The 23,910-nt window shown below is 64.4% G+C and carries 16 protein-coding genes and 1 tRNA gene; 9 read left to right on the top strand and 8 right to left on the bottom strand.

What is annotated here, in order from left to right; all coding sequences use genetic code 11:
* Positions 1 to 467 precede the first annotated feature (467 nt).
* The 4 genes from mdoH to cpdR all read right to left on the bottom strand — a co-directional run bounded on the left by mdoH (position 468) and on the right by cpdR (position 4,969).
* A complete protein-coding gene (gene mdoH / locus K408_RS0102030) occupies positions 468 to 2,585 on the bottom strand; it encodes a glucans biosynthesis glucosyltransferase MdoH (protein ID WP_024337381.1) in 2,118 nt (705 codons plus the stop codon).
* The gene (locus tag K408_RS0102035; RefSeq protein WP_024337380.1) at positions 2,573 to 4,078 is read right to left on the bottom strand and encodes a glucan biosynthesis protein G; all 1,506 of its coding nucleotides are present in this window, start codon (positions 4,076 to 4,078) and stop codon (positions 2,573 to 2,575) included. Before K408_RS0102035 ends, mdoH begins: the two co-directional genes overlap by 13 nt.
* A 382-nt stretch (positions 4,079 to 4,460) precedes the next feature.
* Positions 4,461 to 4,535, bottom strand: a tRNA-Val gene (locus K408_RS0102040).
* A 74-nt stretch (positions 4,536 to 4,609) separates the two neighbouring features.
* Positions 4,610 to 4,969, bottom strand: a complete 360-nt coding sequence (gene cpdR, locus K408_RS0102045) for a cell cycle two-component system response regulator CpdR (protein ID WP_007597092.1) — start codon at positions 4,967 to 4,969, stop codon at positions 4,610 to 4,612.
* 330 nt (positions 4,970 to 5,299) lie between these two features.
* Between cpdR and K408_RS0102050 the strand changes: the two genes are divergently transcribed.
* Both K408_RS0102050 and hisN read left to right on the top strand, forming a co-directional pair.
* Positions 5,300 to 6,190, top strand: coding sequence for an N-formylglutamate amidohydrolase (locus K408_RS0102050; protein ID WP_024337379.1), 891 nt, complete (start codon positions 5,300 to 5,302; stop codon positions 6,188 to 6,190).
* Between the two features lie 514 nt (positions 6,191 to 6,704).
* Positions 6,705 to 7,487, top strand: coding sequence for a histidinol-phosphatase (gene hisN, locus K408_RS0102055; protein WP_024337378.1), 783 nt, complete (start codon positions 6,705 to 6,707; stop codon positions 7,485 to 7,487).
* A 227-nt stretch (positions 7,488 to 7,714) separates the two neighbouring features.
* Here the strand turns inward: hisN and K408_RS0102060 are convergent, their stop codons facing one another.
* On the bottom strand, positions 7,715 to 8,605 hold the full coding sequence (locus tag K408_RS0102060) for a LysR family transcriptional regulator (protein ID WP_024337377.1): 891 nt from the start codon (positions 8,603 to 8,605) through the stop codon (positions 7,715 to 7,717).
* 89 nt (positions 8,606 to 8,694) lie between these two features.
* Here K408_RS0102060 and K408_RS0102065 point away from each other — a divergent pair, with 89 nt between their 5' ends.
* Positions 8,695 to 9,447, top strand: coding sequence for a sulfite exporter TauE/SafE family protein (locus K408_RS0102065; RefSeq protein WP_024337376.1), 753 nt, complete (start codon positions 8,695 to 8,697; stop codon positions 9,445 to 9,447).
* A 62-nt stretch (positions 9,448 to 9,509) separates the two neighbouring features.
* Here K408_RS0102065 and K408_RS0102070 read toward each other — a convergent pair whose 3' ends face one another.
* Positions 9,510 to 10,142, bottom strand: a complete 633-nt coding sequence (locus tag K408_RS0102070) for a LysE family translocator (protein ID WP_024337375.1) — start codon at positions 10,140 to 10,142, stop codon at positions 9,510 to 9,512.
* 218 nt (positions 10,143 to 10,360) lie between these two features.
* Here K408_RS0102070 and K408_RS0102075 point away from each other — a divergent pair, with 218 nt between their 5' ends.
* The gene (locus K408_RS0102075; protein ID WP_024337374.1) at positions 10,361 to 12,157 is read left to right on the top strand and encodes an adenylate/guanylate cyclase domain-containing protein; all 1,797 of its coding nucleotides are present in this window, start codon (positions 10,361 to 10,363) and stop codon (positions 12,155 to 12,157) included.
* A gap of 176 nt (positions 12,158 to 12,333) precedes the next feature.
* Positions 12,334 to 15,108 (top strand): di-heme-cytochrome C peroxidase, encoded by a 2,775-nt coding sequence (locus tag K408_RS0102080; RefSeq protein ID WP_024337373.1) that lies wholly within the window; start codon positions 12,334 to 12,336, stop codon positions 15,106 to 15,108.
* A gap of 133 nt (positions 15,109 to 15,241) precedes the next feature.
* Here the strand turns inward: K408_RS0102080 and K408_RS0102085 are convergent, their stop codons facing one another.
* Positions 15,242 to 16,189, bottom strand: coding sequence for an alpha/beta fold hydrolase (locus K408_RS0102085; RefSeq protein ID WP_024337372.1), 948 nt, complete (start codon positions 16,187 to 16,189; stop codon positions 15,242 to 15,244).
* 205 nt (positions 16,190 to 16,394) lie between these two features.
* Between K408_RS0102085 and K408_RS0102090 the strand changes: the two genes are divergently transcribed.
* The gene (locus tag K408_RS0102090; RefSeq protein ID WP_024337371.1) at positions 16,395 to 16,856 is read left to right on the top strand and encodes an Hsp20 family protein; all 462 of its coding nucleotides are present in this window, start codon (positions 16,395 to 16,397) and stop codon (positions 16,854 to 16,856) included.
* A gap of 252 nt (positions 16,857 to 17,108) precedes the next feature.
* The gene (locus K408_RS37515) at positions 17,109 to 17,792 is read left to right on the top strand and encodes an alpha/beta hydrolase (RefSeq protein ID WP_433994133.1); all 684 of its coding nucleotides are present in this window, start codon (positions 17,109 to 17,111) and stop codon (positions 17,790 to 17,792) included.
* A 96-nt stretch (positions 17,793 to 17,888) separates the two neighbouring features.
* Here K408_RS37515 and K408_RS0102100 read toward each other — a convergent pair whose 3' ends face one another.
* A complete protein-coding gene (locus K408_RS0102100) occupies positions 17,889 to 18,635 on the bottom strand; it encodes a hypothetical protein (protein ID WP_024337370.1) in 747 nt (248 codons plus the stop codon).
* On the opposite strand from K408_RS0102100, the gene K408_RS41850 reads away from it, so the two are divergent.
* Both K408_RS41850 and gltB read left to right on the top strand, forming a co-directional pair.
* Complete coding sequence (locus K408_RS41850) at positions 18,634 to 18,810, top strand: hypothetical protein (protein ID WP_155248242.1); 177 nt, start codon at positions 18,634 to 18,636, stop codon at positions 18,808 to 18,810. The genes K408_RS0102100 and K408_RS41850 overlap by 2 nt on opposite strands.
* A 314-nt stretch (positions 18,811 to 19,124) precedes the next feature.
* Complete coding sequence (gene gltB, locus K408_RS0102115) at positions 19,125 to 23,858, top strand: glutamate synthase large subunit (protein ID WP_024337369.1); 4,734 nt, start codon at positions 19,125 to 19,127, stop codon at positions 23,856 to 23,858.
* Positions 23,859 to 23,910: the final 52 nt, after the last annotated feature.

Here is a 23,910-nt window from a genome sequence, read left to right on the forward strand (position 1 = left end):
CACAACGAATTGCTCTCCTGTTGAACGGATCGGTGCTGCTCGAATTCGGACTCAGGCTTGCATGGGAATGGAAAGGTTCCAGCTTCAACTCATCATCATCCTCATTGCGGCAATCGCGATGTGGTGGAGCAGCCATCCGTCGTCCCGCACCATCGAAGGCTGCGTTCAGAGAGGTTGCCTGGCTGACTATCGGAATGGATTCGATCCAACACTGATTTCCGAGATGAGCCCTTACATGCGCAGCGAGAAATGGTGAGAACCGGGATGGGATGCAGACGCTAGCCTTGTGCGCGGCTTTTAGGCAGGAGGGCATTCTCAACTCGGAGAGCGGTGCGACCTTTTTCGACGCCCGTCTTTGAACCGTTCAATCATGCCGTCGCGAAAAAGCGAGTGGCGCTAGGGAGCCGCCGCCTCATCGAATACCCGGACCAACCTGCCTCTCTCCTATAGGCGCACCCGTCGCGTGTTCATCGCTTGTCCAATACGGCCGAGAGCGCCGAACCGTCGTTCAAGATCGAAAAAACCTCCCGGGAGGACAGATGCGCCGCAGCCTGATCGAAAGTCTCGCTGGCATCGACCTTGGCGCGCCCGACCGCCAGGTTTGGGTCGACGGTCTCGGGCCGGGCGGCGCGAGGAGGCGGCAGTTGCGCAACGTGGAAGGCCAGGAGTGCGGCATCTCCGCGCAGTTCCACGAGCGCGGGTTTGATCGCTAGATCGGCCGACGCGCTCAATTCGTTCGCTCGTCGCAACACCGCAGGCGGCTCCCGCTCTTCGGGCGTGACGAACAATTTGCCGGACGCGGGCCTGGCGCTCAGTGCGCCAATCGGAACTGCGAACAGCAGGCCAACGATGACAGGCGACATCCAGAGCAGAAGGGGGAGCGAAACGGCGTACGCGCTTGCCGCCATGACAACGCCGCACAATGTTGGAACGCCGTATTTGCGATAGAGCTCGCGGCGCTCCACGGTCCCGTCGTCGCGCCTTTGCGTCTGCCAGCCCGCATCGCGGCCAGCAAGAATTTCGACGACCGCGATCGACTGGAAGATCATCATCACCGGCGCCATCAACGCCGATACGACGATCTCTGCGAAAAGGCCGGCCGAGGCTCGCAATGCGCCGCCGAATTGGCGTCGTACCGAGCCCCGCATCCAAACAAGGATCAGGCTCAGCAGCTTCGGCAACAACAGCAGCCCCATCGTTGCAGCGAACACCCAGATGGCGAGCACGGGATCCTGGGCCGGCCAGCTCGGAAACAAAGAGAAGCCCTTGGGAAAATACTCCGGACGCACGAAGCGGGCCTGCAGCGAGATCAGCATCCCCAGCAGCAGGAACAGGAGCCACAGCGGAGCCGTCAGATATGCCCCTATGCCCACCATGAAATGCAGACGTGACACCCAGTGGAGCCCCCGCGCGGGCACCACAGCGAGATGCTGAAGATTGCCCTGGCACCAGCGTCGGTCGCGCGCGGCGAAATCAAGCAGCGAGGGCGGCACCTCTTCGTAACTGCCCCCGAGCGTCGGCAGCATGTAGATGCCCCACCCTGCCCGCCGCATCAGCGCGGCCTCGACGAAATCGTGGCTGAGGATGTGCCCGCCGAACGGCTTACGTCCGCGGAGTTGCGGCAGCGCTGCCGCTTCGGCAAACGCCTTCACCCGGATGATGGCATTGTGGCCCCAGTAATTGCCTTCCGAGCCGTGCCACCAGGCTACGCCCGCGGCGATCATCGGGCCGTACAGGCGGCCAGCGAATTGCTGGACCCGGCTGAACAGACTTCGCGCGTTGACGACCATGGGGAGCGTCTGAACGAGGCCGGCGCTCGGATTGCTCTCCATGGCATGGACCAATCTCACGATCGTCTGCCCGCTCATCAGACTGTCGGCGTCGAGCACGATCATGAAGTCGTAAACGCCGCCGAATCGCGTGATCCACTCGGAGATGTTCCCGGCTTTCCGTGCCGTATTGTCTGCTCGGTGGCGATAGTACAGCCGCGTTCCAACGGCCTGTCGCAACGCAAGCACCGCCTTTTCTTCGGCGACCCAGATGTCCGGATCGGTGCTGTCGCTCAGAACGTACCAGTCGAACAGCTTTCCGCGCGAGGTCGTCTCCAAGGATTCGATGATCGCCCGAAGCCGCGCCGTCAATCGGTGTGGGTCTTCGTTGTAGGTAGGAAGCAGCATGGCGGTGCGGCTTGCGATCGCAGGGAGCTCCCCGTCTGGTGCGAAGGCGCCCGGACGATGGACAAGCAGCACAAAGAAGCCGGCCATCGCGGAGGCGAACGAGAAGGCGACCCAGGCGAGCAGCACCAGGAACAGCGCCAGCACCATCGCTTCAAGGACGGTTACGCCACCGACCTGCAGCACGCGATACATCTCATACCCGCCGCCCCCCGTGAGCGCCGCCGTCGAGAGGAGGATGAGGCCGCGCCGCCAGGCCATTGCGGGGGTGACAGGCGCGGGAATCCGGTCGCGTACCCGGTTCTTTCCCAGGTCGCCGGGAGCCATCGGAAGGGGAGCTTCCGCCGGCAGCAGGCGCTGGGCCGCGATGTCTTCGGCGATCGGCCGCTGCGCGCGGCTCACGGGGCCCATCGGTAGACCCAGACTTCGGATAAGGGCTTGTCACCTGCGGTCAGAAAGGCCCGCAGCTCGATCGGCTCGGTCTTCACCTGGCATTGGAAGCTCAGCCGCCAACCACCGGTGTACGGATTGGGCTGCGTGACGATGTTCTTCACCTCGGTCTTTTCGGCCGTCACCACGCCTTTGACGCCAGCCGGATCGACGCCTTTCAGGTTGTCGCCCAGCAGATCAAGGACGAAGAGGCGCGCGTCCTCACCCCTGGCACCTATCCCGCTTCGCGTGAACCTGGCGAGCGAATGCGGCTTCGGACTATCCGGCCCCCAATGCAGCCGGTAGGTGTAGTTGTGTTCGCCCTTGGCCTGCAGCGGGCCCTTAGGCCGCCAGAATGCAGCGATGTTGTCGTGAACTTCCTCCTTGGTCGGGATCTCGAACAGCATGACCCCGCCCTCGCCCCAATCGCCGATCGGCTCCATCCAGAGACTTGGGCGTTTTTCGAAGCTGGACTCGATGTCCTGATAGGCGGAGAAGTCTCTCTCCCGCTGCATCAAGCCGAACCCGCGCGGATTGAGATCCTGGAAAGTGCTGATCTGGAGGTCGCGGGGATTGCTGAGCGGCCGCCACAGGCTTTCGCCCTTTCCGTTGAAGATCGCAAGGCCATCGGAATCGTGGACGGACGGACGAAAATCATCGATGTCGTTGCGGTCGTTCGGACCATAGAAGAACATGCTCGTCATGGGCGCGAGCCCGGCCCGCTGCATTTCGACGCGCGGGTAGACCGACATTTCGACGTCGAAGACCGTCGTGTCCCCAGGTCGCGCCGTGAACCGGTAGCTCGCTGCGCAGCTCTTGCTGTCGAGCAGAGCATGGATCACCAGCGAGGACGCACCAGGCGCCGGCCGCTCGAGCCAGAACGCCTTGAAGAGCGGAAATTCCTCGCCCTTGCTTTCGCCCGTATCGATCGAGAGCCCGCGGGCTGAAAGCCCGTACGTCTGCCCCTTGGCAACGGCGCGAAAATAGCTCGCGCCGAGGAAGGCGCAGACCTCGTCGTAATAGTCGGGGCGGTTCATGGGCGCGTGTATGCGAAAGCCGGCGAAGCCGAGATCCATGTCCTCGAACGCCGGAATCTTCTCGCCGAACGAGAAGTCTGTCTTGCGGTACTTGAGCTCGGTTGCCTTTCCGTCCACGACCTCGAAGATGTTCACTCTGTTCTTGTAGAAGAAGCCGCGATGGAAGAACTGCGCTTCGAATGGAAGATTCTTGCCGCGCCAGAGCGCGCGCTCGGGCAAGAAGCGGATCGAACGATACTTATCGTAGTCGAGATCCTTCAATGCGCTCGGGAGCTTCTCGTCCGGCGCCTCGTACGGTTTGCCCGCCAGCATCCGCGCCAAGTCCCTCACCGTGGACGGGCTGAACGCGTCGTCTGACGCCGCGGCGAAACGCCCGCGCGAGGCGAGCAGCAGCGCCGGCAGCAACGCCGACCCTCGAACAAGCTGGCGTCGATTCACGTGCTCTCCTACTCGCTCCTGCTGCCGCGGCCAAGCAACGACCGCGGCGCCCGCGAGTTCCACCGTCCGGCCATTACTGGTGCGAGGTGAAGTGCGCAGCGGCGATGGACCACAAAACGGACGGAACTTGAGAGCCGCCAGCTTCCTCCATCAGGTCGGAAAATCTGACCGCCCCCCGGAGAGCCCGGAGAGTCTTGGCTCCGAAACGCGCTGTTGACGACAGAGGCGCTTCGCGTGACGCGGCTACCGCGCGCTGTCAGATCGGCGGAATCCGCGCGCTAGTTGCACGGGGGTAGCCCGCGTCGAGATGAGTCTTCGTGGAAATCTTGTAGAAACCTCCTCTTCAGCCCCAGGCGCCGGGCGCCCAAATCGTTGAAGAGGATGGTGGGCACGACAGGGATCGAACCTGTGACCCCTACCATGTCAAGGTAGTGCTCTCCCGCTGAGCTACGTGCCCTAGAGGTCGTCTAAGATCGGGTGGGTCCCTATAACGGCTCAGGGGAGCCGGCGCAAGGACGGAAGGGGCCTGATTCAGGCCGCCAGCATCTTGTTCACTTCGCTGACCAGCTCGCGCAGATGCACCGGCTTGGACAGCACCTTGGCGTTCTTGGGGGCGTCCGAATCCGAATTCAGGGCGACCGCGGCGAAGCCGGTAATGAACATGATCTTGATATCAGGGTCGAGTTCCGAAGCCCGGCGGGCGAGCTCGATGCCGTCCATCTCGGGCATCACGATGTCGGTCAGCAGCATCTCGAACGGCTCTTCTCGCAGCCGCTGATAGGCGGCCATGCCGTTATCATGGGACGAAACCTGAAAACCGGCGTTTTCCAGCGCCTTGACCAGGAAACGGCGCATGTCGTTGTCGTCTTCGGCGAGCAGGATCTTTGGCATGGCAGGAAATGTCGCATCCCCAGAGGATATCAGCAGAGATCACTAAGCCCGACAGAGGGTAAATTTGGGGTGAAAATCTTTACCCTGAGTCGGCTGCGCTGCCGCACTCTTCTGAACCGGAAAGCGGCTCGAATCAATCGAGCCGCCTTGGCCCATCCCGCCTCCCTGTCGGCACGGTTAAGAGGTGTTCCAACGCGCCGTCACATCTTTTCGCTTGGCAGAATGGTTGCGATTCCGGACAATGACGACACATAAGAGCCGCTCGATCGGCCGAACTCAATGCGAACTGGCTCCTGCCAGATCCCGGCCCGAGGGACGAAACCTGAGAAGATGACCCGGTTTGACGGCGAGACGTCGCCAGCCTTCGAGATCGTGGAGCCCGCGCAATGGCGCGCGCCTGTCATCTTCAACTCGCCCCATTCCGGCTCAACCTATCCGGACGAATTCCTGGCGGCCTCGCGAATCGACCTGCCGACGCTGCGGCGTTCGGAAGATTCGTTTATGGACGAGCTGATCGGCCATTTGAGCGAGCGAGGCTTTCCGACGGTGCGGGTCAACTTCCCCCGCTCCTATGTCGACGTCAATCGCGAGCCGTATGAGCTCGACCCACGCATGTTCACCGGCCGCCTGCCGAGCTTCGCCAACACCCGCTCGATGCGGGTCGCCGGCGGCCTCGGCACGATTCCGCGCGTGGTCGGCGATGGCCAGGAGATCTACCGCGACCGCATCCTGGTCGACGATGCGCTGGGGCGGATCGAGACGCTCTACAAGCCCTACCATCGCGCGCTGCGCCGGTTGATCAACAAGGTTCATCAGATGTTCGGCACCGTGGTGCTGGTCGATTGCCACTCGATGCCCTCGGTCGGTGTCAGCAGAGACGAGCCGCGCCGTCCCGACGTCGTGATCGGCGATCGCTATGGCACGAGCTGCACGCCGCTGCTGCCCGATTGCGTCGAGGAGACCATGACCGGGCTCGGCTATTCGATCGGCCGCAACAAGCCCTATGCCGGCGGCTTCATCACCGAACATTACGGCAACCCCGCAAGCGGTCTGCACGCGGTGCAGCTCGAGCTTAATCGCGCGATCTACATGGATGAGCGGCGACGCGAGCGAAGCGCGCGCTTCGTGCAAGTGGCGTCCGATTTCGGTGTCCTCGCCGACGTGCTGGCGACCACGATCCCCTTCGCCGATCTCGGCCCGTTCCAAGCCGCGGCGGAATAGAGCAAGCTGCATTCGTGTTGCCCATGCGAAGCGCGAATCCGCTTTCGCTTCGCAGGTTTCCGCGCACCGAATGAAACCAGAGCCCCAAGAAAAAAGGGCCGCTCGCGAATGACGCAAGCGGCCCAAGTCTAGGGAGGAAACGCCCAAGGAGGGCAGCGGTAACGCCAAGCGCTACCGCACCGCAACAATATGCGGCCGCGCCGCACAAAGTGCAAGGGCTTTTGAGCCGTTTCCCATGCAATTAGCACATGGCTCAGTTGCTTCCTTGGAAACCCAGATTCAGTTTCTTTGATAAGGAAATTCAATGGGTTGATAGTCGTTTGGGGGCGCGGGCCGCAACCTCGGAACTAAGCTTTCAACTCTATGATCGATTTTTGGCCCCGGGATGACCGAACGAGCAGTCGCTCCGGGCATCCAAAATACCAGGGAGCAAATCAAGACAGCGCTGCACGTCGGAGACGAATTGAGCTAGGCAGAAGGCGAGCTTCATCCAACTTTCGCTTCGAGGATTCCCGTGACGGTGATCGATTTCTCCGCCTTCATCGGACGGCTCGCCACCGCCTCCGGCGAAACCATCCTGCCGTTCTTCCGCACGTCCCTCTCGATCGACGACAAGAGCAAGACCAGGGATTTCGACCCGGTGACGGAGGCCGACCGCGCCGCGGAGGCGGTGATGCGCAGGCTGATCAAGGCAAGCTTCCCCCAGCACGGCATCGTGGGCGAGGAATTCGGCAACGAGCGCGAGGACGCAGACTATGTCTGGGTGCTCGACCCCATCGACGGCACCAAATCCTTCATCGGCGGCTTTCCGATCTGGGGCACGCTGATCGCGCTTTTGCACAAGGGCGCGCCGGTGTACGGCATGATGCATCAGCCCTTCATCGGCGAGCGCTTTTCCGGCGACAACGGTTCGGCCAACTACAAAGGCCCGTCCGGCGCGCGCCGGCTCCAGGTTCGCCGCTGCGCTTCGCTGTCTGAGGCAACGAGCTACACCACCAGCCCGCTGCTGATGAACGAGAGCGACCGCGCCGTGTTCGGCCGCATCGAGCGGGCTGCGCGGCTGTCGCGCTATGGCGGCGACTGCTACTCCTATTGCATGCTGGCGGCCGGCCACGTCGATCTCGTGGTCGAGACCGAGCTGAAACCCTACGACATTGCGGCCCTGATCCCGATCGTGACCGGCGCCGGCGGCGTCGTGACCACATGGGAAGGCGAGCCGGCCCAGGGCGGCGGCCGCATCATCGCGGCCGGCGATGCGCGGGTTCACGAAGAAGCGTTGAAGCTTTTGAACCAGTAGCGAGCGGTCGGAGGGCTTGCATGTCCGACGCGGGAGCGGGAGACGGCGAAGTAGGTGGTTCTTACCCCGCCTGGAGGCGGGGCGCTTCGCCTTGAGCGAAGCGAGAGGTGAAGCGGGGTGGGGTGATCTCTCCACACAGGCAGTGCCTCAATGGAGAGACTGTCACCCCATCCCGCTCGCGCTTCGCACGGTGGCCCCTCCCCCTCCAGGGGAGGGTAAGGGTTCGCTCACACCGCCTCTGCCCGCAAATGCTCCACCAGCATCTTGGCCGGCTTTGGCAGCGCCTTGAAGCTCCGCGCACAGATCACGAGTCGACGGTTGGCGAACGGATCGCGCAGGCGGACCATGGCGAGCGGCATGGTCCTGGCGCAGCGACGGGCGGCAGCTTCCGGCACCAGAGCAACGCCGACATCGGCGGCAACCATCTGGCAGATCGCGTCGAAGTCGCGCAGGCGGGCGCGGACATGCAGTCGCATACCGAGCCGCGCCGCGTGCTTCGAGATGTGCATCTGGAGCGCGGTGGCGCTTGTCAGGCCGACAAAGTCGCAGGCTCCCGCCTCCTGAAAGTCGATCCGGCGGCGGTCGGCGAAGGGGCCGCGCTTCGACGTCACCAGCGTCAGGCGGTCCTCGCTGAAGACGAAGCGCTCGATATGATCGGGCAGCGCGTGCTCGGCGGCGAAGCCGAGATCGGCCGCACCGGCGGTGACCACCGCCGCAATGTCGGTGCTCTCGCGCTCCTCGATGTCGACGGCGATGTCGCGATGCGCGCGCAGGAAGCCGGCGAGCGCCTTCGGCAGATGCTCCGACAGCCCCGACGTGTTGGCGAGGAAATGCACGCTGGCACGCATACCAGAGGCAAATCCGGCGAGATCGCCGCGCATGGCGTCGATCTGGTGGATGACGAGCCTGGCATGATCGAGCAGGCTCTCGCCGGCGGCGGTCAACTCCACGCCGCGGCGCCCGCGCTTGAGCAGCGCGACGCCGAGCGCATCCTCGAGACCCTTGATGCGCGCGCTGGCCGAGGCCAGCGCTAGGTGCGAGCGCTCCGCGCCGCGGGTGATGCTGCGCTGGTCGGCGACCGCGATGAAGAGCTGGAGATCGACGAGGTCGAAGCGCATAAGAGGTCTTTCATGCCTTCGTTTGCAGCGAAGGCTCTCTCCGTAACCTCCAGATTGTGCCGGCGCGCAGCTTCCGTCAATGTGCTGAGATGATCGACCCGCTCCTCATCCTGATCGCCGCCGTCTTCCTGCTGGCGGGATTCGTCAAGGGCGTCATCGGCCTCGGCCTGCCGACGGTGTCCATGGGCCTGCTCGCGGTGAGCATGGCCCCCAGCCGCGCCATTGCGATCGTGATCGTGCCTGCCATCGTCACCAACATCTGGCAGACCTTCGTCGGTCCTTACCTGCGGGACATCCTGAGGCGGCTATGGCCGCTGATGATCGGCACTGTGGTCGGCTGCTGGCTCAATGCCGGCGCACTGACCGGCCCGCATGCGCGCTACGGCACGATCGTGCTCGGCATTCTGCTCGTCATCTACGCGGTGATCGGCCTGAACAAATTCCATTTCCACGTTTCACCGCGGAACGAGAAATGGGTCGGCGGGGTGGTCGGCGTTATCACCGGCGTGATCTCGGCCTCGACAGGCGTGCAGGTGATCCCCTCAATGCCCTTCATGCAGGCGATCGGCATGGAAAAGGACGAGCTGGTGCAGGCGCTCGGCGTGTTCTTCACGACGGCAACGCTGGCGCTCGCCTTCAACCTTACGGCCGTTGGCTTGCTGACGCCCGCCAATGCCCTGCCGGGTGCCGTTGGCCTCGCCATGGCCTTTGCCGGCATGTTCCTCGGCCAATCGGTGCGGGCGCGGATGCCGGCAGAAGCGTTCCGCCGCTGGTTCCTGATCGCGATGATTCTGCTCGGCCTCTATCTTGCGGGCAGCGCGCTGGCGCAGGAGTTCGCCTGAGAGCCCGGAATTCGATCCAGGTGTGACGCCCGATTCACCTCCTCCCCCTGGGACAGGTGAGCTCACCGCGCCTCCAGCATGGCGACGCGGATTCCGAGATAGATGAACAGCCCACCGAGAGCGCGATTGACCCAGGCGATCGCGCCCTCGGACTGCCGCAGCCGGTGGGCGGCCCTGGCCGCAGAGGCGGCGAGCACCAGACACCAGAGCGTGCCCGTGAAGATGAAAATCAGGCCGAGCGTCAGGAAGGCGAGCGGCTTGTGCGGCGCATCGGCTGCGACGAATTGTGGCAGGAAGGCCAGGAAGAACAGCGCGACCTTGGGATTGAGCGCGTTGGTGAAGACGCCCTGGAGGAAGACCCGGCGCAACGAGCTCCGCACCGGCTCGTCCACGGCCGAAACGAGGGCCGGTCGCGACCACAGCATCTGGAGGCCGGTGACGACGAGATAGGCCGCGCCGACCAGCTTCAGGATCGAGAAGGCGGTCGACGAGGCCATCAGCAGCGCGGAAAGCCCGATCGCCGCGCCCGCGACATGGACAAAGCAGCCGCAACTGATGCCCAAGGCAGCAGCGGCGCCGCCCCGCCAGCCCATCTGCATGCTGCGGCCGATCACATAAACCGAATCCGGCCCCGGCGTGATGTTGAGCAGCACGCCCGAGAGGACGAAAAGCCCGATTTCGTGAATGCCCAGCATGCGCCACCCTCCGCCACCCGCCCGGGCGTGTTGGTTCCACTTAGTCGGTTCGCGCGGACCCGTCCACCGTCGGCCGCGCAAGATCTACCCGAAATTGCAGTGCGGATCGTGCTTCCGCTCGGCCGCATCTGCTTTATAAAGGCAGGGTTCTTGAAATGCGGGATTCAAGGCGACCGCCACGCCGTGGTCGGTCTCCTATCCCTCGGAGCTTCGCCGATATGGAAAGACGTCTGGCCGCCATCGTCTGCGCCGATGTCGCCGGCTATTCGCGCATGATGGGCAGCGACGAGGCCGGCACGCATGCCGCCTTCAAGGCCCATCGTGCAGCAATCCACCCCATCATCCTCAATCACGGCGGTCGCGTCGTGAAGAACACCGGCGACGGCTTCCTGCTCGAGTTCGCCTCAATCGTCGGCGCCACCGAGGCGGCGCTCTCGATGCAGACGCTGATGGCCGAGCGCAACCGCCATCTGCCTGCCGACCGCGCCATGCAGTTCCGGCTCGGCATCCATATGGGCGACGTCATCGCCGACGAGGACGAGGTCTTCGGCGACGACGTCAACATCGCCGTCCGCCTGGAATCGGTAGCGAGCCCCGGCGGGTTCGCGATCTCGGCCAAAGCCTATGGTGAGGCGAGCAAGCATCTGGCGATGCCGCTGACCGATGCCGGCAACCATCGCTTCAAGAACATCAAGGATGCGATCGGGGTCTTTACCTGGACGCCCGAGGGCGCGCCGGCGCTCGCTCCCGAGCTGAGAGAGGCGTCCGCTCTCTCGCAGCAGTACCGCACCGCGATCGTCGGCGTGCTGCCCTTCGCCAATCTCAGCGATGCACAGGACGAGTATTTCTCCGACGGCTTGACCGAGGACCTGATCCACGCGCTGTCGCTGCAATCCTTCTATCGCGTGCTGAGCCGCAACTCGACCTTCATCTTCAAGGGCAAGAACACCAGCACGCGACTGATCGCGCGCGAGATCGACGCCACTTATCTGATCCAGGGCTCGGTTCGGCGCGCCGGGGCCAAGATCCGCGTCACCGCCGAGCTGATCGCGCCGGAGACGGGTGAGCAGCTCTGGACCGGTCGCTACGACCGCGACATCGGCGATCTCTTCGCGATGCAGGACGAGATCACCACCAACCTGTCCGCCGCCATCGCCACCGAAATCGTGCGCGCCGAAGCTTCGGCGCCGGCGCGGCTCTCGACCGACGTCTCCGCCTGGGACCGTTTCCTCAAGGGGCTGTCGCATTACTACCGGCAGACCAAGGAGGATCTGGCCGCCGCCGTCGACCTGTTCCGCGAAGCCATCCGGCTCGATCCCAAACTGTCGATCGCGCATGCCTATCTGGGCACGATCCAGATCCAGAGCATTCAGTTCGGCTGGGTCAAGGGCACGCGGGAGATGTGGGCCGAGGCGATGAACCTCGCCGAAACCAGCGTGCGCCTCGATCCGCGCTCGTCGTTCGCGTTCTCGATCCTGTCCTGGGCCCATTCGCTGGAGGGACATCACGAGGCCGCGATGGATGCCGCAAAGCGCGCGGTCGCGCTCAATCCCTACGACAATGGCGCACGCGGCGTGCTCGGCATCTGCCATTTCATGATCGGCGAGCACCGAGAGGCGATCGAGCTGTTCTCGATGGCCTCGCAGCGCGACAACAGCGACCCGCGCTATCAATGGGCGGCGCTGAACGCGTTCAGCCACTACTTGTTGCGCCAATATGACGCGACCCTGTCATGGGCCCGCGAGCAGCTCTACATCAATCCGAACCACATGCAGGCGCTGGCGATCCGCGCCGCGGCGCTGGCGCAACTTGGGCGAAGCGACGAGGCGAGCGAAGCCGCCGGCGTGTTGATGGCAAACTATCCGTCGCTGAACGTCGACCGGCACCTGCGAAATTTCCATTGGAAGCGGCCCGAAGACATCGCCCATTATCGCGAGGGGCTGCTGAAGGCCGGCGTGCCGCTCAGTAAGCTGACCCTGTTGCAGAGCGACCTCAAACGCGCCGCCGAGTCCTGAACGGCGGGCTGCGAGTCCATCACGCCCTATCGGCGGCCGCCTGCTCTTGCCGCGATAAGTGAACTCCGCCACACTTCGTCACACGCCCAAGTCGTATATTGTGCCGGTTTGTTAGGACTTTCCGCGCTCTAACGGCGCGCCTGCTTTTCACGATTCGCTGTCTTCAGGATTGGGCCATGCATCACCCCGCTTCGAAGCCGCCCCTCGATCCCTCGATCCCGGTCTCGCCGAACAATCCCTGCCCGTTCCTGCGCGGCCTCGTCGGAGAAGGCTTCGTCGACGGCGGGACGGTCCCGCTCAACACGCTGTCGCAGACCATCGCCAACGCGACCGGCGAGACCGGGCTGAAGAAGGTCTGGGCGCGCATTCAGGTCCGCTGCGTCGCCCTCATCGCCAACGGCTTCAAGCACATCCTGAAGAGCATCTGGTCGGGCGCGCAGCTCGACGCGCTACGCGGCGGGCCGCTGGACAAGCACGGTGCCGGCTCGCGCATCCTTGGCGTGGACGGCAAGGTCAACGAGGACGAGATCGCGCGACTCGCGAGCTTCGGCCGGACTTACATTGATCCAAACACCGGCAGCAGCGAGCCCGGCCTCAACGCCGCGGAAATCAAGACCTTCATGCGCGACAACCTCAAGCGCGCGGGCAACGCCGCGCGCTGGTACTACCCGTTGCTGATGAAGTTCGAATGGCCGATCCTTTTGAAGATCATGGGCAAGGGCAAACAGGACGAGGAGCGCTATCTCAGCGTGGCCGACGTGCGCACGCTGTTCGAGGAGCGCAAATTCCCCGAGCGCATCAATCAGCGGATTTTGTCGCAGCCGCTGCTGTCGTCCTGCCAGCTCCGCTTTCGCTGGGCGGCCGCGCTGACGGCGCTCGTCATCGGTCTTGGCTTCGCAGTCCTAGTGGCCGTCGCCGAATTCCCCAACCAGGTTCGCGCCATGCTGCCGCAGAAGGGAGTGCTCGTGAACCTGCTGCCGCCGCCCCTGCCGACCGTGCCCGAGACGAAGGCCGCTTACTGGCTCGAGCAGAACTGGTCGCTGAAGGACCGGCACTGGTTCCACCATGCTAGCCAGGGCACTGCGACCTTCCCGGTGCCCTATGAGTGGTTCGTGGCGCTGGAGCAGCCGCGGCTTCATCTGTTCTCGAAGCCCGGCATGATCAAGGACAGCGCCTATCTCGAGCGTTTCGGCTTCATCCCGAGCCCGCAGACGATCCAGGCCGACACGGCGACGCTGCGCCGCTTCGGCTACGCCAATGTCTACGAGACGGCGCAGGTGTCGGACTGGTCGACGCGATGGACGCCGGCGGAGAACGTCGACGGCCTGCCGGTCGGCTTCGCGCGCATGAACGGCGTGGTCGATCCCGCGACCGGGCGCCGCGAAGACGACATGATCGGGCTGACCTGCGCGGCCTGCCATACCGGCCAGATCCATTATCAGGGCGTCGACATCCGCTTCGATGGCGGTGCGGCCATGACCGACCTGAAGAAGCTCGAGCTCGCGACTGGCCTGTCGATCGCCTACACGCTGTACGTCCCATTCCGCTTCCAGCGCTTTGCCGATCGCGTGCTCGGCCCTGAGGCCAGCGACACGGACCGCGCCGCGCTCAAGCAGAAGCTCAGCACGATCGGCAGCTTCCTGATCGACTGGGCCAAGAATTACGACAAGACGATCGAGGGCAAGAAGACCTGGGACGGCAAGCAGCAGCAGGACACCGAGGAAGGATTCGGCCGCCTCGACGCCCTCAACCGCATCGGCAACCAGGTCTTCTCGCAGGACCTCGCAATGAGCGGCGTCAAGGGGTTCGAGAAGAATCTGCACGCCCAGGACGCCCCGGTGAGCTACCCCGCGATCTGGACCGTACCGTGGTTCAAGTTCGCCCAGTACGACGCCTCGATCGAGCAGCCGCTGATCCGCAATGCCGGCGAAGCGCTCGGCGTCACGGCGCTGCTCAACCTGTCCGACGCCTTTCCCGAGGACAGGCTTTGGCGTTCGTCGGTAAATGTCAGAACCCTCGGCTGGATCGAGGACATGCTGCGAGGCCCCGATCCGTTCAAAACGGCCGATCCTGTTGCCGGTCCGAAGTTCGGCGGCCTGCTCGCGCCGAAATGGCCCTCGCACATTCTCGGAGACGCCTGGAAGCTGAAGCCGGACCGCGTCGAGCGCGGCCGCGCGATCTACGCGGAGATGTGCTCTGGATGTCATTTGCCGGCCGTCGACACGCCGGCCTTCTGGTCGTCGAAGCGCTGGGAGCCGAGCGGCGACAGCAAGGTCCTGAACGCGGTGACGATCCCTCTCGATGAGATCAAGACTGATCCCGAGCAGTCGCTCGTCCTCAGCAAGAGGATCGTCGACGTGCCCGGCTTCCTGAAGGTGAATACGGCCGACCTGCAGACATGGTGGCAATGCGAGGTCCCGACCGCGAGCAAATCGCCCAACGAGATGGTCTATGCGCTCGGCCTGATGACGGTGGTCGACCTCGCCGTCCGCAAGTGGATGGATGATGAAAACATTCCGGAGGCCGAGCGAGGGAGGATGTGGAATCTGGCGCGCAAGAACTGCCTCAATCCAGCGCCAGACCCGCGCTACCGCGCGCGGCCGCTGAACGGCATCTGGGCAACGGCCCCTTACCTCCACAACGGCTCGGTCCCTTCGCTGTACTGGCTGCTGAAGCCGCAGAACGAGCGTCCGCAAAAATTCTGCATGGGCCGTCGCGACTATGACCCTGAAACCGTGGGTTTCGCAGTCACCGCCAACGAGAGCTGCAGGACGGGAGAAACGGAGTTTTCAGCGATCGGTTCTGACGGCCAGCCGATCCGGGGCAACAGCGTGCTCGGCCATTCCTTCGAGCTGAAGCAAGGCGAGCCGAAACGTGCCGGCGTCATCGGCCGCATTTTCAAGGACGATGCCGAGCGCTACGACCTGATCGAGTATCTGAAGACGCTTTAACGCGACCAGAGTTCTTCGTCTTATGGCCGGGCTTGTCCCCGCCGGCCACGAACCTTTCCGCCTACCATGAACGTGGATGCCCGGGACAAGCCCGGGCATGACGAGTTCGTGTCGCGATCCCTCGCTCACGCGCTCACTTGAACAGCGGCGTGCCCGGCACGAAGGCATCGAAGGCGGCCCAGAACTGGGAGCGGTAGCGGTCCTGCTCCTGCAGGATCTCGTGCTTGGCCCCGGCGATCACGAGATGGGAGCCGGCTCGCAAATGATACGCGAACTCCTCGATCGCCGCGGTCGAGACCACGGTGTCGTTGGACGCCGCGAGCATCAGGATCGGCTGGCGGATCTGCGAGGGGTAGTTCGCGCGCTTGAAGGTATGCATCGCGCTGAAGGCGGTATCGGCCCAGGCAACCGTCGGAGACGCCAGTCCGAGCGTCGGATCCTCCTCCAGGATCGCGGCATTGCGCGCATAGCGCACGGGGTCGCTGGTCAGGGGATTGTTGATGAAAGGATCGAGGCCGGTGAGGCGATCGCTGCCGCCGGGAACGTAACGGCCGCCCTGTCCAAGCAGGCGCATCGTCTTGAGCAGGGCGCGCACCGGAAACGAGGTGGTGCGTCCGGGCAGGTCGATCATCGGTGCCGACAGCACCATGCGGTCGAACCACCGCTTGCCGGCATGCGCCACTCGCAACAGCACCGTGCCTCCCATGGAGTGGGCGAGCGCGAAGAACGGCGGCGGGCAATCCGGCAGCACCACCTGCTGCACGAAGGTCTCGACGTCGATCTCGAAATCGGCGAAGTCGCGCACATAGCCCTTGCGCGGATCGCGCAGGCGGCGGGAGGAATGGCCCTGCCCGCGCCAATCGATCATCGCCACCGCGAAGCCGCGGTCGCGCAGGTCGCGCACAGTCTCGAAATATTTCTCGATCTGCTCGCTGCGCCCTGTGAAGACGCAGACCGTGCCCTTGCGGCCCGCCGGCGGCGCCCACCGCGCAAAGCGCAGCTCGACGCCGTCGGGGGTCTTGATGGTGCCGCTGACGACGTTTTCAGGGACGGGATTGGCGGGAATTGAGACCAGCGTCATAGGCGGGAAGCACTGCAAATCAAGGGGCTGAAGCGCCGAAAAGGCGCAAATGCCGCCCTCTTGAACGCCGTCTCGTTCCACCCATATCATTTCCGTGCAGGCCGCTACCAGTGTTTCGGAACCGGAACATCAGGCTGCACACAGAGATGAGCCCGGCCCGATGGCGGGCGGGTTGCCTAACAGTCGCTCAATGGAGGACTTGACCATGCGTACTTACGATCTCACCCCCTTCTATCGCTCCACCGTCGGCTTTGACCGCCTCTTCAACCTGCTCGACCAGGCCAGCTCGGACGGCAGCCCCGGTTATCCGCCCTACAACATCGAGCGCACCGGCGAGAACGCCTACCGCATCACCGTCGCGGTATCCGGTTTCGCCAAGGACGAGCTCTCCATCGTCGCGAAGGAAAACACGCTGACGATCAAGGGCGAGAAAGTCGCTAACGAAAACACCAAGTCCGAAGTGCTCTACCGCGGTATTGCCGCGCGTGCCTTCGAGCGTGCCTTCCAGCTTGCCGACTTCGTGCAGGTGAAGGACGCCTCGCTCGAGAACGGGCTGCTTCACGTCGATCTCGTGCGCGAGATTCCGGAAGCCAAGAAGCCTCGCCAGATTGCGATCAACGCCGGCGCGAAGGCCCAGGTGATCGAGAACTCGGCGCAAGCCGCCTAAGCCAAGCAAACGTCCAGGTTGCGAAACGCCCCGGTGCCCCGGGGCGTTTCTCCGTTGTGCATTGCATTCACAGGGCGGTGAAAGCGCGTAACGCCGCCATTTCTCCCTCCGTCCTTTGGGCATCGAACCCAAACAAGACGGAGATAGATCATCTCACTCTGGCGCAGCCTTTTCGTCGCCGCGGGCCTGCTGGCGGCTCCCCTCGGCCTTGCTCATGCGCAGGCCATACAGACGGTCAAAGCCAAGAACGTCGTGCTGGTGCATGGTGCCTGGGCCGACGGCTCGAGCTGGTCGGAGGTGATCCCGATCCTGCAAGCGGCAGGCCTGCATGTTACCGCGGTCCAGAATCCGCTGTCCTCGCTTGCGGACTCCGTGGACGCGACCAAGCGCGCGCTGGCCGAGCAGGATGGTCCGACCGTGCTGGCTGCGCATTCCTGGGGCGGCACCGTGATCAGCCAGGTCGGCACCGACCCGAAGGTCACCGGCCTCGTCTACGTCGCCGCCCGCGCACCCGATGCCAACGAGGATTTCGTGGCGCTCTCGAAGCAGTTTCCGACCGGGCCCGCGCGCGCCGGCGTCGTCGAGCGCGATGGCTACACCAAGCTCTCGGAAGACGCTTTCCTGAAGTACTTCGCCAACGGCGTGAAGCCGAACCAGGCCAAGGAGCTCTATGCCGTACAATGGCCGACCGCGGCTTCGATCCACGGAGGCGGCGTGGCGCTCCAAGCCGAGCTGGTACGCAGTGTCGAAGAACGACTACACTATCAACCCCGACTTCGAGCGCTTCCTCGCCAAGCGCATGAACGCCACCACGATCGAGCTCGACGCCGGTCACCTGTCCCTGGTGTCGCATCCGAAGGATATTGCGAACTTGATCCTGGAAGCGGCGGGGTACCCGCGGAGCTGAGCCGCGACTGCTTGATGAAAGGCGCCTGAGCATTCGGCGCCTTTCGTTTGCTCAGCTTTCGTTCCTGCGTTCGCAGGGACGACAAACGTGATCATGGCTGGCGCCATCGTGTCCAACTCGCGGCGCTAATCCAGCCCCTGCGCCGCAGGCATCTCCTGCGTCGGCAAGATCGTGGCCGACGGCTTCGCCTGCCCGACGGTCGGTGCGGAAGCTTGCGGCACGGGCTCGGCCGCCTTGGCCGCTTGCTGCGAAGGCAACGCCTGACGGGCTTGGGCCTCCGCCGGCTCGGGCTTCGCGGCAGCCACCGGCGTCTCGCCGCGGCGCGGGGCTGCCTTGGGCAGCGGCACGGCGCGGCTCGCCACATGCGGGATCGAGCCTGGCGGGCGCGGCGGACCGCTGCGGATCACGGTCGGCGGCGGCAGCGCGCTTTGCGGGCCGTAAGGCGCGACCGCGCGCTCGTCATAGGCGGGGGCCATGCCGTAGGCATCAGCGGCCGGCATGAAGCGCAGGACCCGTCCGTCGCGGGCGTCGATCACCAGCCGGCCGTCCTCACCGCGGCGGTCGATCACCGCGATGGTGTAGACGCTGCCGCGCAGGCGCGGGATGCCAAGCGGCAGGAAGCCGTTGTCGCGCAACACCGCGTAGACCTCGGTGGACGGCAGCAACTGCGGGACCGAACCGCGCTCCTCGTAGCCGTAGCCGTAACGCGGGGACGGAGGCGGCGCCACCTCTGGCGACGCATAAGGCCCGTCGAAATCCGACACCGCGATGACGGCCCCTCCCGCGATACCGCGCGCGGGAACCTGCGCTTGAGCTGCACTTGCCGCCAGCATCAGCGTGGCGACGGCCACACATCCTGTGAAAAACTTCATGGTCGAGACGCTCCTGTCAGGCCCCCGGATGGCCGCCATCTTTCGCTTCTCGCGGCGTGGCGCGCTCTCCGAAGGGCTGATCCGAAGCTTCATTTGCGATTTCGGCGCGCGCGGGGCCGGAACACGGCGCGTTTGCTTCAAAACCGGGGCTGCGCAACTTTTGGAAAGCGATTGATTGACTTATCGGGAATCGGGACTTTCCCACGCTTGTGTGCTAGACAAAAATTTGGCAAGGTGATGGTTAGGACAGGAAGACTGTCTCAATTTTGCTTGCCACCCCGGCACAGGGATTGCAGCGAAAACCGATGCTCTCGAGCGTCGGCAAGGTACCAGGCAAAGCCGTTCTCGGGGACGAAGAACGCCTAGGCCTATTTAAGAAAATGCGGCTCGCAGCGGACGAGCGGTGACCCAGAGGCGGGTGCCGCGGTACGCCCAAGGTGCGCCGAAGATGGCGGTGAGGCAGCTTGCCGCACGGAGAGGACAGGAACAATGAACGGGTCGCAATTCGAGCGCGCAAACATCGTGGCAGAAGAGCTGTCGCCGACGGTCGCCTCGAAAACGACCGATCCGATTCAGGAACACAATTCGCGCCCCAAGGCCGAAGGTCTGTACGATCCGAGCCTGGAGAAGGACTCCTGCGGCGTCGGCTTCATCGCCAACATCAAGGGAAAGAAGTCGCACGAAATCGTCTCGGACGCGCTGAGCATCCTCTGCAATCTCGAACATCGCGGCGCCGTCGGCGCCGACCCGCGCGCCGGTGACGGTGCCGGCATTCTGGTGCAGATCCCGCACGCCTTCTTCAGCCGCAAGGCCGGGGAGCTGGGCTTCTCGCTGCCCGCGCCAGGCGAGTACGCCATCGGCGCGCTGTTCATGCCGCGCGAGACCGCCTGGCGCAACGTCATCAAGAGCATCATCGCCGACCAGATCAAGGAAGAGGGCCTGACCCTGCTCGGCTGGCGCGACGTGCCGACCGACAATTCCTCGCTCGGCGTCACGGTGAAGCCGACCGAGCCGGCCTGCATGCAGGTGTTCATCGGCCGCAACGGCACCGCGAAGACCGAGGACGAGTTCGAGCGCCGGCTCTACATCCTGCGCAAGTCGATCTCGCAGGCGATCTACCAGCGCCGCGACCGCGGCCTTGCGGGCTATTACCCCTGCTCGATGTCCTGCCGCACCGTGATCTACAAGGGCATGTTCCTCGCCGACCAGCTCGGCAAGTACTATCCCGATCTGCACGAGAAGGACTTCGAGAGCGCGCTCGCCCTCGTTCACCAGCGCTTCTCGACCAACACCTTCCCGGCCTGGTCGCTGGCGCATCCCTACCGCATGATCGCGCATAACGGCGAGATCAACACGCTGCGCGGCAACGTCAACTGGATGGCGGCGCGCCAGGCGTCGGTGAGCTCTGAGCTCTACGGCAAGGACATCAACCGGCTCTGGCCAATCTCCTACGAAGGACAGTCGGACACCGCCTGCTTCGACAACGCGCTCGAATTCCTGGTGCAGGGTGGCTACTCGCTGCCGCACGCCGTGATGATGATGATTCCGGAGGCTTGGGCCGGCAATCCGCTGATGGATGAGAAGCGCCGCGCCTTCTACGAATATCATGCCGCGCTGATGGAGCCGTGGGACGGCCCCGCCGCGATCGCCTTCACCGACGGCCGCCAGATCGGCGCGACGCTCGACCGCAACGGCCTGCGGCCCGCGCGCTATCTCGTGACCAAGGACGACCGCATCGTGATGGCGTCCGAGATGGGCGTGCTGACGATCCCCGAGGACCAGATCATCACCAAGTGGCGTCTGCAACCCGGCAAGATGCTGCTGGTCGACCTCGAGCAGGGCCGACTGATCCCGGACGACGAGATCAAGGCCGAGCTCGCCAGGAGCCATCCCTACAAGGAGTGGCTGGAGCGGACCCAGATCGTGCTGGAAGAGCTGCCGAAGGTGCCGACCACCGGCGTGCGCTCCAATTTGTCGCTGCTCGATCGCCAGCAGGCGTTCGGCTACAGCCAGGAAGACATCGCCATCCTGATGACGCCGATGGCGGCAACGGGCGAGGAAGCCGCGGGCTCGATGGGCAACGACACGCCGATCTCGGCGCTGTCGGACAAGGCCAAGCCGCTGTTCACCTACTTCAAGCAGAACTTCGCGCAGGTTACCAACCCGCCGATCGACCCGATCCGCGAGGAGCTGGTGATGAGCCTCGTGTCCATCATCGGACCGCGGCCGAACCTGTTCGACCTGCAGGGCATGGCAACGACCAAGCGCCTCGAAGTGCGCCAGCCGATCCTGACCGATGCGGACCTGGAAAAGATCCGCTCGATCTCGGAAGTGGCCGAGTCGCATTTCAAGTCGCGCACGCTGGACACCACCTTCCACTCCGGCCTCGGCGCGGCCGGCATGGACCAGGTGCTGGACGAGCTCTGCGCGCGCGCGGAAAGCGCGGTGCGCGAGGGCGTCAACATCATCATCCTGTCCGACCGCATGGTCGGCACCGACCGCGTGCCGATCCCCTCGCTCTTGGCCTGCGCCGCCGTGCATCATCACCTGATCCGCACAGGCCTGCGCACCTCGGTCGGCCTCGTCGTCGAATCCGGCGAGCCGCGCGAAGTGCATCACTTCGCCTGCCTTGCCGGCTACGGCGCCGAAGCGATCAATCCGTATCTGGCGTTCGAGACCATCATCGCGATGAAGGACCGCCTGCCGGGCTCGCTTGACGACTACGAGATCGTCAAGCGCTACATCAAGTCGATCGGCAAGGGCCTGCTCAAGGTGATGTCCAAGATGGGCATCTCGACCTACCAGTCCTATTGCGGCGCGCAGATCTTCGACGCGGTCGGCCTCAAGGCCGACTTCGTCGCGAAGTTCTTCGCCGGCACGCATACCCGCGTCGAAGGCGTCGGCCTTGCCGAGATCGCCGAGGAAGCCGTCCGCCGTCATGCCGACGCGTTCGGCGAGGCTCAGGTCTACAAGAACGCGCTCGATGTCGGCGGCGAATATGCCTATCGCAGCCGAGGCGAGGACCATGCCTGGACCGCCGAGTCGGTGTCGCTGCTCCAGCACGCCGCGCGCGGCAATTCTCAGGAGCGCTATCGCGCCTTCGCCAAGATCCTCAACGAGCAGTCGGAGCGGCTGCTGACGCTGCGGGGCCTGTTCCGGATCAAGAGCGCCGAGGAAGAGAAGCGCAAGCCCATCCCGCTCGACCAGGTCGAGCCGGCCAAGGAGATCGTCAAGCGTTTCGCCACCGGTGCCATGTCCTTCGGCTCGATCTCGCGCGAGGCGCACACCACGCTCGCGATCGCCATGAACCGGATCGGCGGCAAGTCGAACACCGGCGAAGGCGGCGAGGAAGCCGACCGCTTCAAGCCGATGCCGAACGGCGATTCCATGCGCTCGGCGATCAAGCAGGTCGCTTCCGGCCGCTTCGGCGTCACCACGGAGTATCTCGTCAACTCCGACATGATGCAGATCAAGATGGCGCAGGGTGCCAAGCCCGGCGAAGGCGGCCAGCTGCCCGGCCACAAGGTCGACGCGACCATCGCAAGGGTCCGGCACTCGACGCCGGGCGTCGGCCTGATCTCGCCGCCGCCGCACCACGACATCTACTCGATCGAGGATCTGGCGCAGCTGATCTACGACCTCAAGAACGTCAACCCGGCGGGCGACGTCTCGGTCAAGCTCGTCTCCGAGATCGGCGTCGGCACGGTGGCCGCGGGTGTCGCCAAGGCCCGCGCCGACCATGTCACCATCGCAGGCTTCGAAGGCGGCACCGGCGCATCGCCGCTGACCTCGATCAAGCATGCCGGCTCGCCTTGGGAGATCGGCCTTGCCGAAACCCACCAGACCCTGGTGCGCGAGCGGCTGCGCAGCCGCATCGTGGTCCAGGTCGACGGCGGCTTCCGCACCGGCCGTGACGTCGTGATCGGCGCGCTGCTCGGGGCCGACGAGTTCGGCTTCGCCACGGCGCCGTTGATCGCGGCCGGCTGCATCATGATGCGCAAGTGCCATCTCAACACCTGCCCGGTGGGCGTCGCGACGCAGGACCCCGTCCTGCGCAAGCGCTTCACCGGCCAGCCCGAGCACGTGATCAACTACTTCTTCTTCGTCGCGGAGGAAGTCCGCGAGATCATGGCAAGCCTCGGTTTCCGCACCTTCAACGAGATGGTCGGCCAGGTGCAGCTGCTCGACCAGACTAAGTTGGTCGCGCACTGGAAGGCCAAGGGCCTCGACTTCTCCAAGCTGTTCGTCAAGCAAAAGGAAGAGAAGGGCCAGAAGATCTATCACTCCGAGCGCCAGAACCATCATCTGGAGGCGGTGCTCGACCGCACGCTGATCGAGAAGGCGCAGCCCGCGCTCGACCGCGGCGCGCCGGTGAAGATCGAGGCCACGATCAACAGCACCAACCGCTCCGCCGGCGCGATGCTGTCGGGTGCGGTGGCGAAGATCTACGGCCATGCCGGGCTGCCGCACGACACGATCCATGTCAGCCTCAAGGGCACCGCCGGCCAAGCCTTCGGCGCCTGGCTCGCCCACGGCGTCACCTTCGAGCTCGAGGGTGAGGGCAACGATTATGTCGGCAAGGGCCTCTCGGGCGGCAAGATCATCGTCAAGCCGCCGAAGAACTCTGCCATCGTGCCGGAGGAGAGCATCATCGTCGGCAACACCGTGATGTACGGCGCGATCGAAGGCGAATGCTATTTCCGCGGCATCGCCGGCGAGCGCTTTGCCGTGCGCAACTCGGGCGCCGTCGCCGTTGTCGAGGGTGCCGGCGATCATTGCTGCGAATACATGACCGGCGGCATCGTGGTCGTGCTCGGCAAGACCGGACGCAACTTCGCGGCCGGCATGTCCGGCGGCGTCGCCTATGTGCTGGACGAGGCCGGCGACTTCGACAAGCTGTGCAACCTCAGCATGGTCGAGCTCGAGCCGGTGCTGTCGGAAGAGATGATCAACGCCGAAACGTATCACGCCTCCGGTGACCTCGAGGCGCACGGCCGGGTGGACGTGTTCAAGAACCTGCTCGCCTCCGACGTCGAGCGGCTGCACGTCCTGATCTCGCGCCATGCCAAGGCAACCGGCTCCAAGCGCGCCGCCGACATCCTCGCCAATTGGAAGGAATGGCTGCCCAAATTCCGCAAGGTGATGCCGGTCGAATACCGGCGCGCTCTGCGCGAACTGGCCGCCAATGCGGACGCCGAGCCGAAAATCGCGATCGGGGCTTAAAGATTATCAGCGCCCGTCATTGCGAGCGCAGCGAAGCTATCCAGACTTTCTC

The sequence above is a fragment of the Bradyrhizobium sp. in8p8 genome (assembly GCF_000426845.1).
GTDB lineage: Bacteria > Pseudomonadota > Alphaproteobacteria > Rhizobiales > Xanthobacteraceae > Bradyrhizobium > Bradyrhizobium japonicum_C.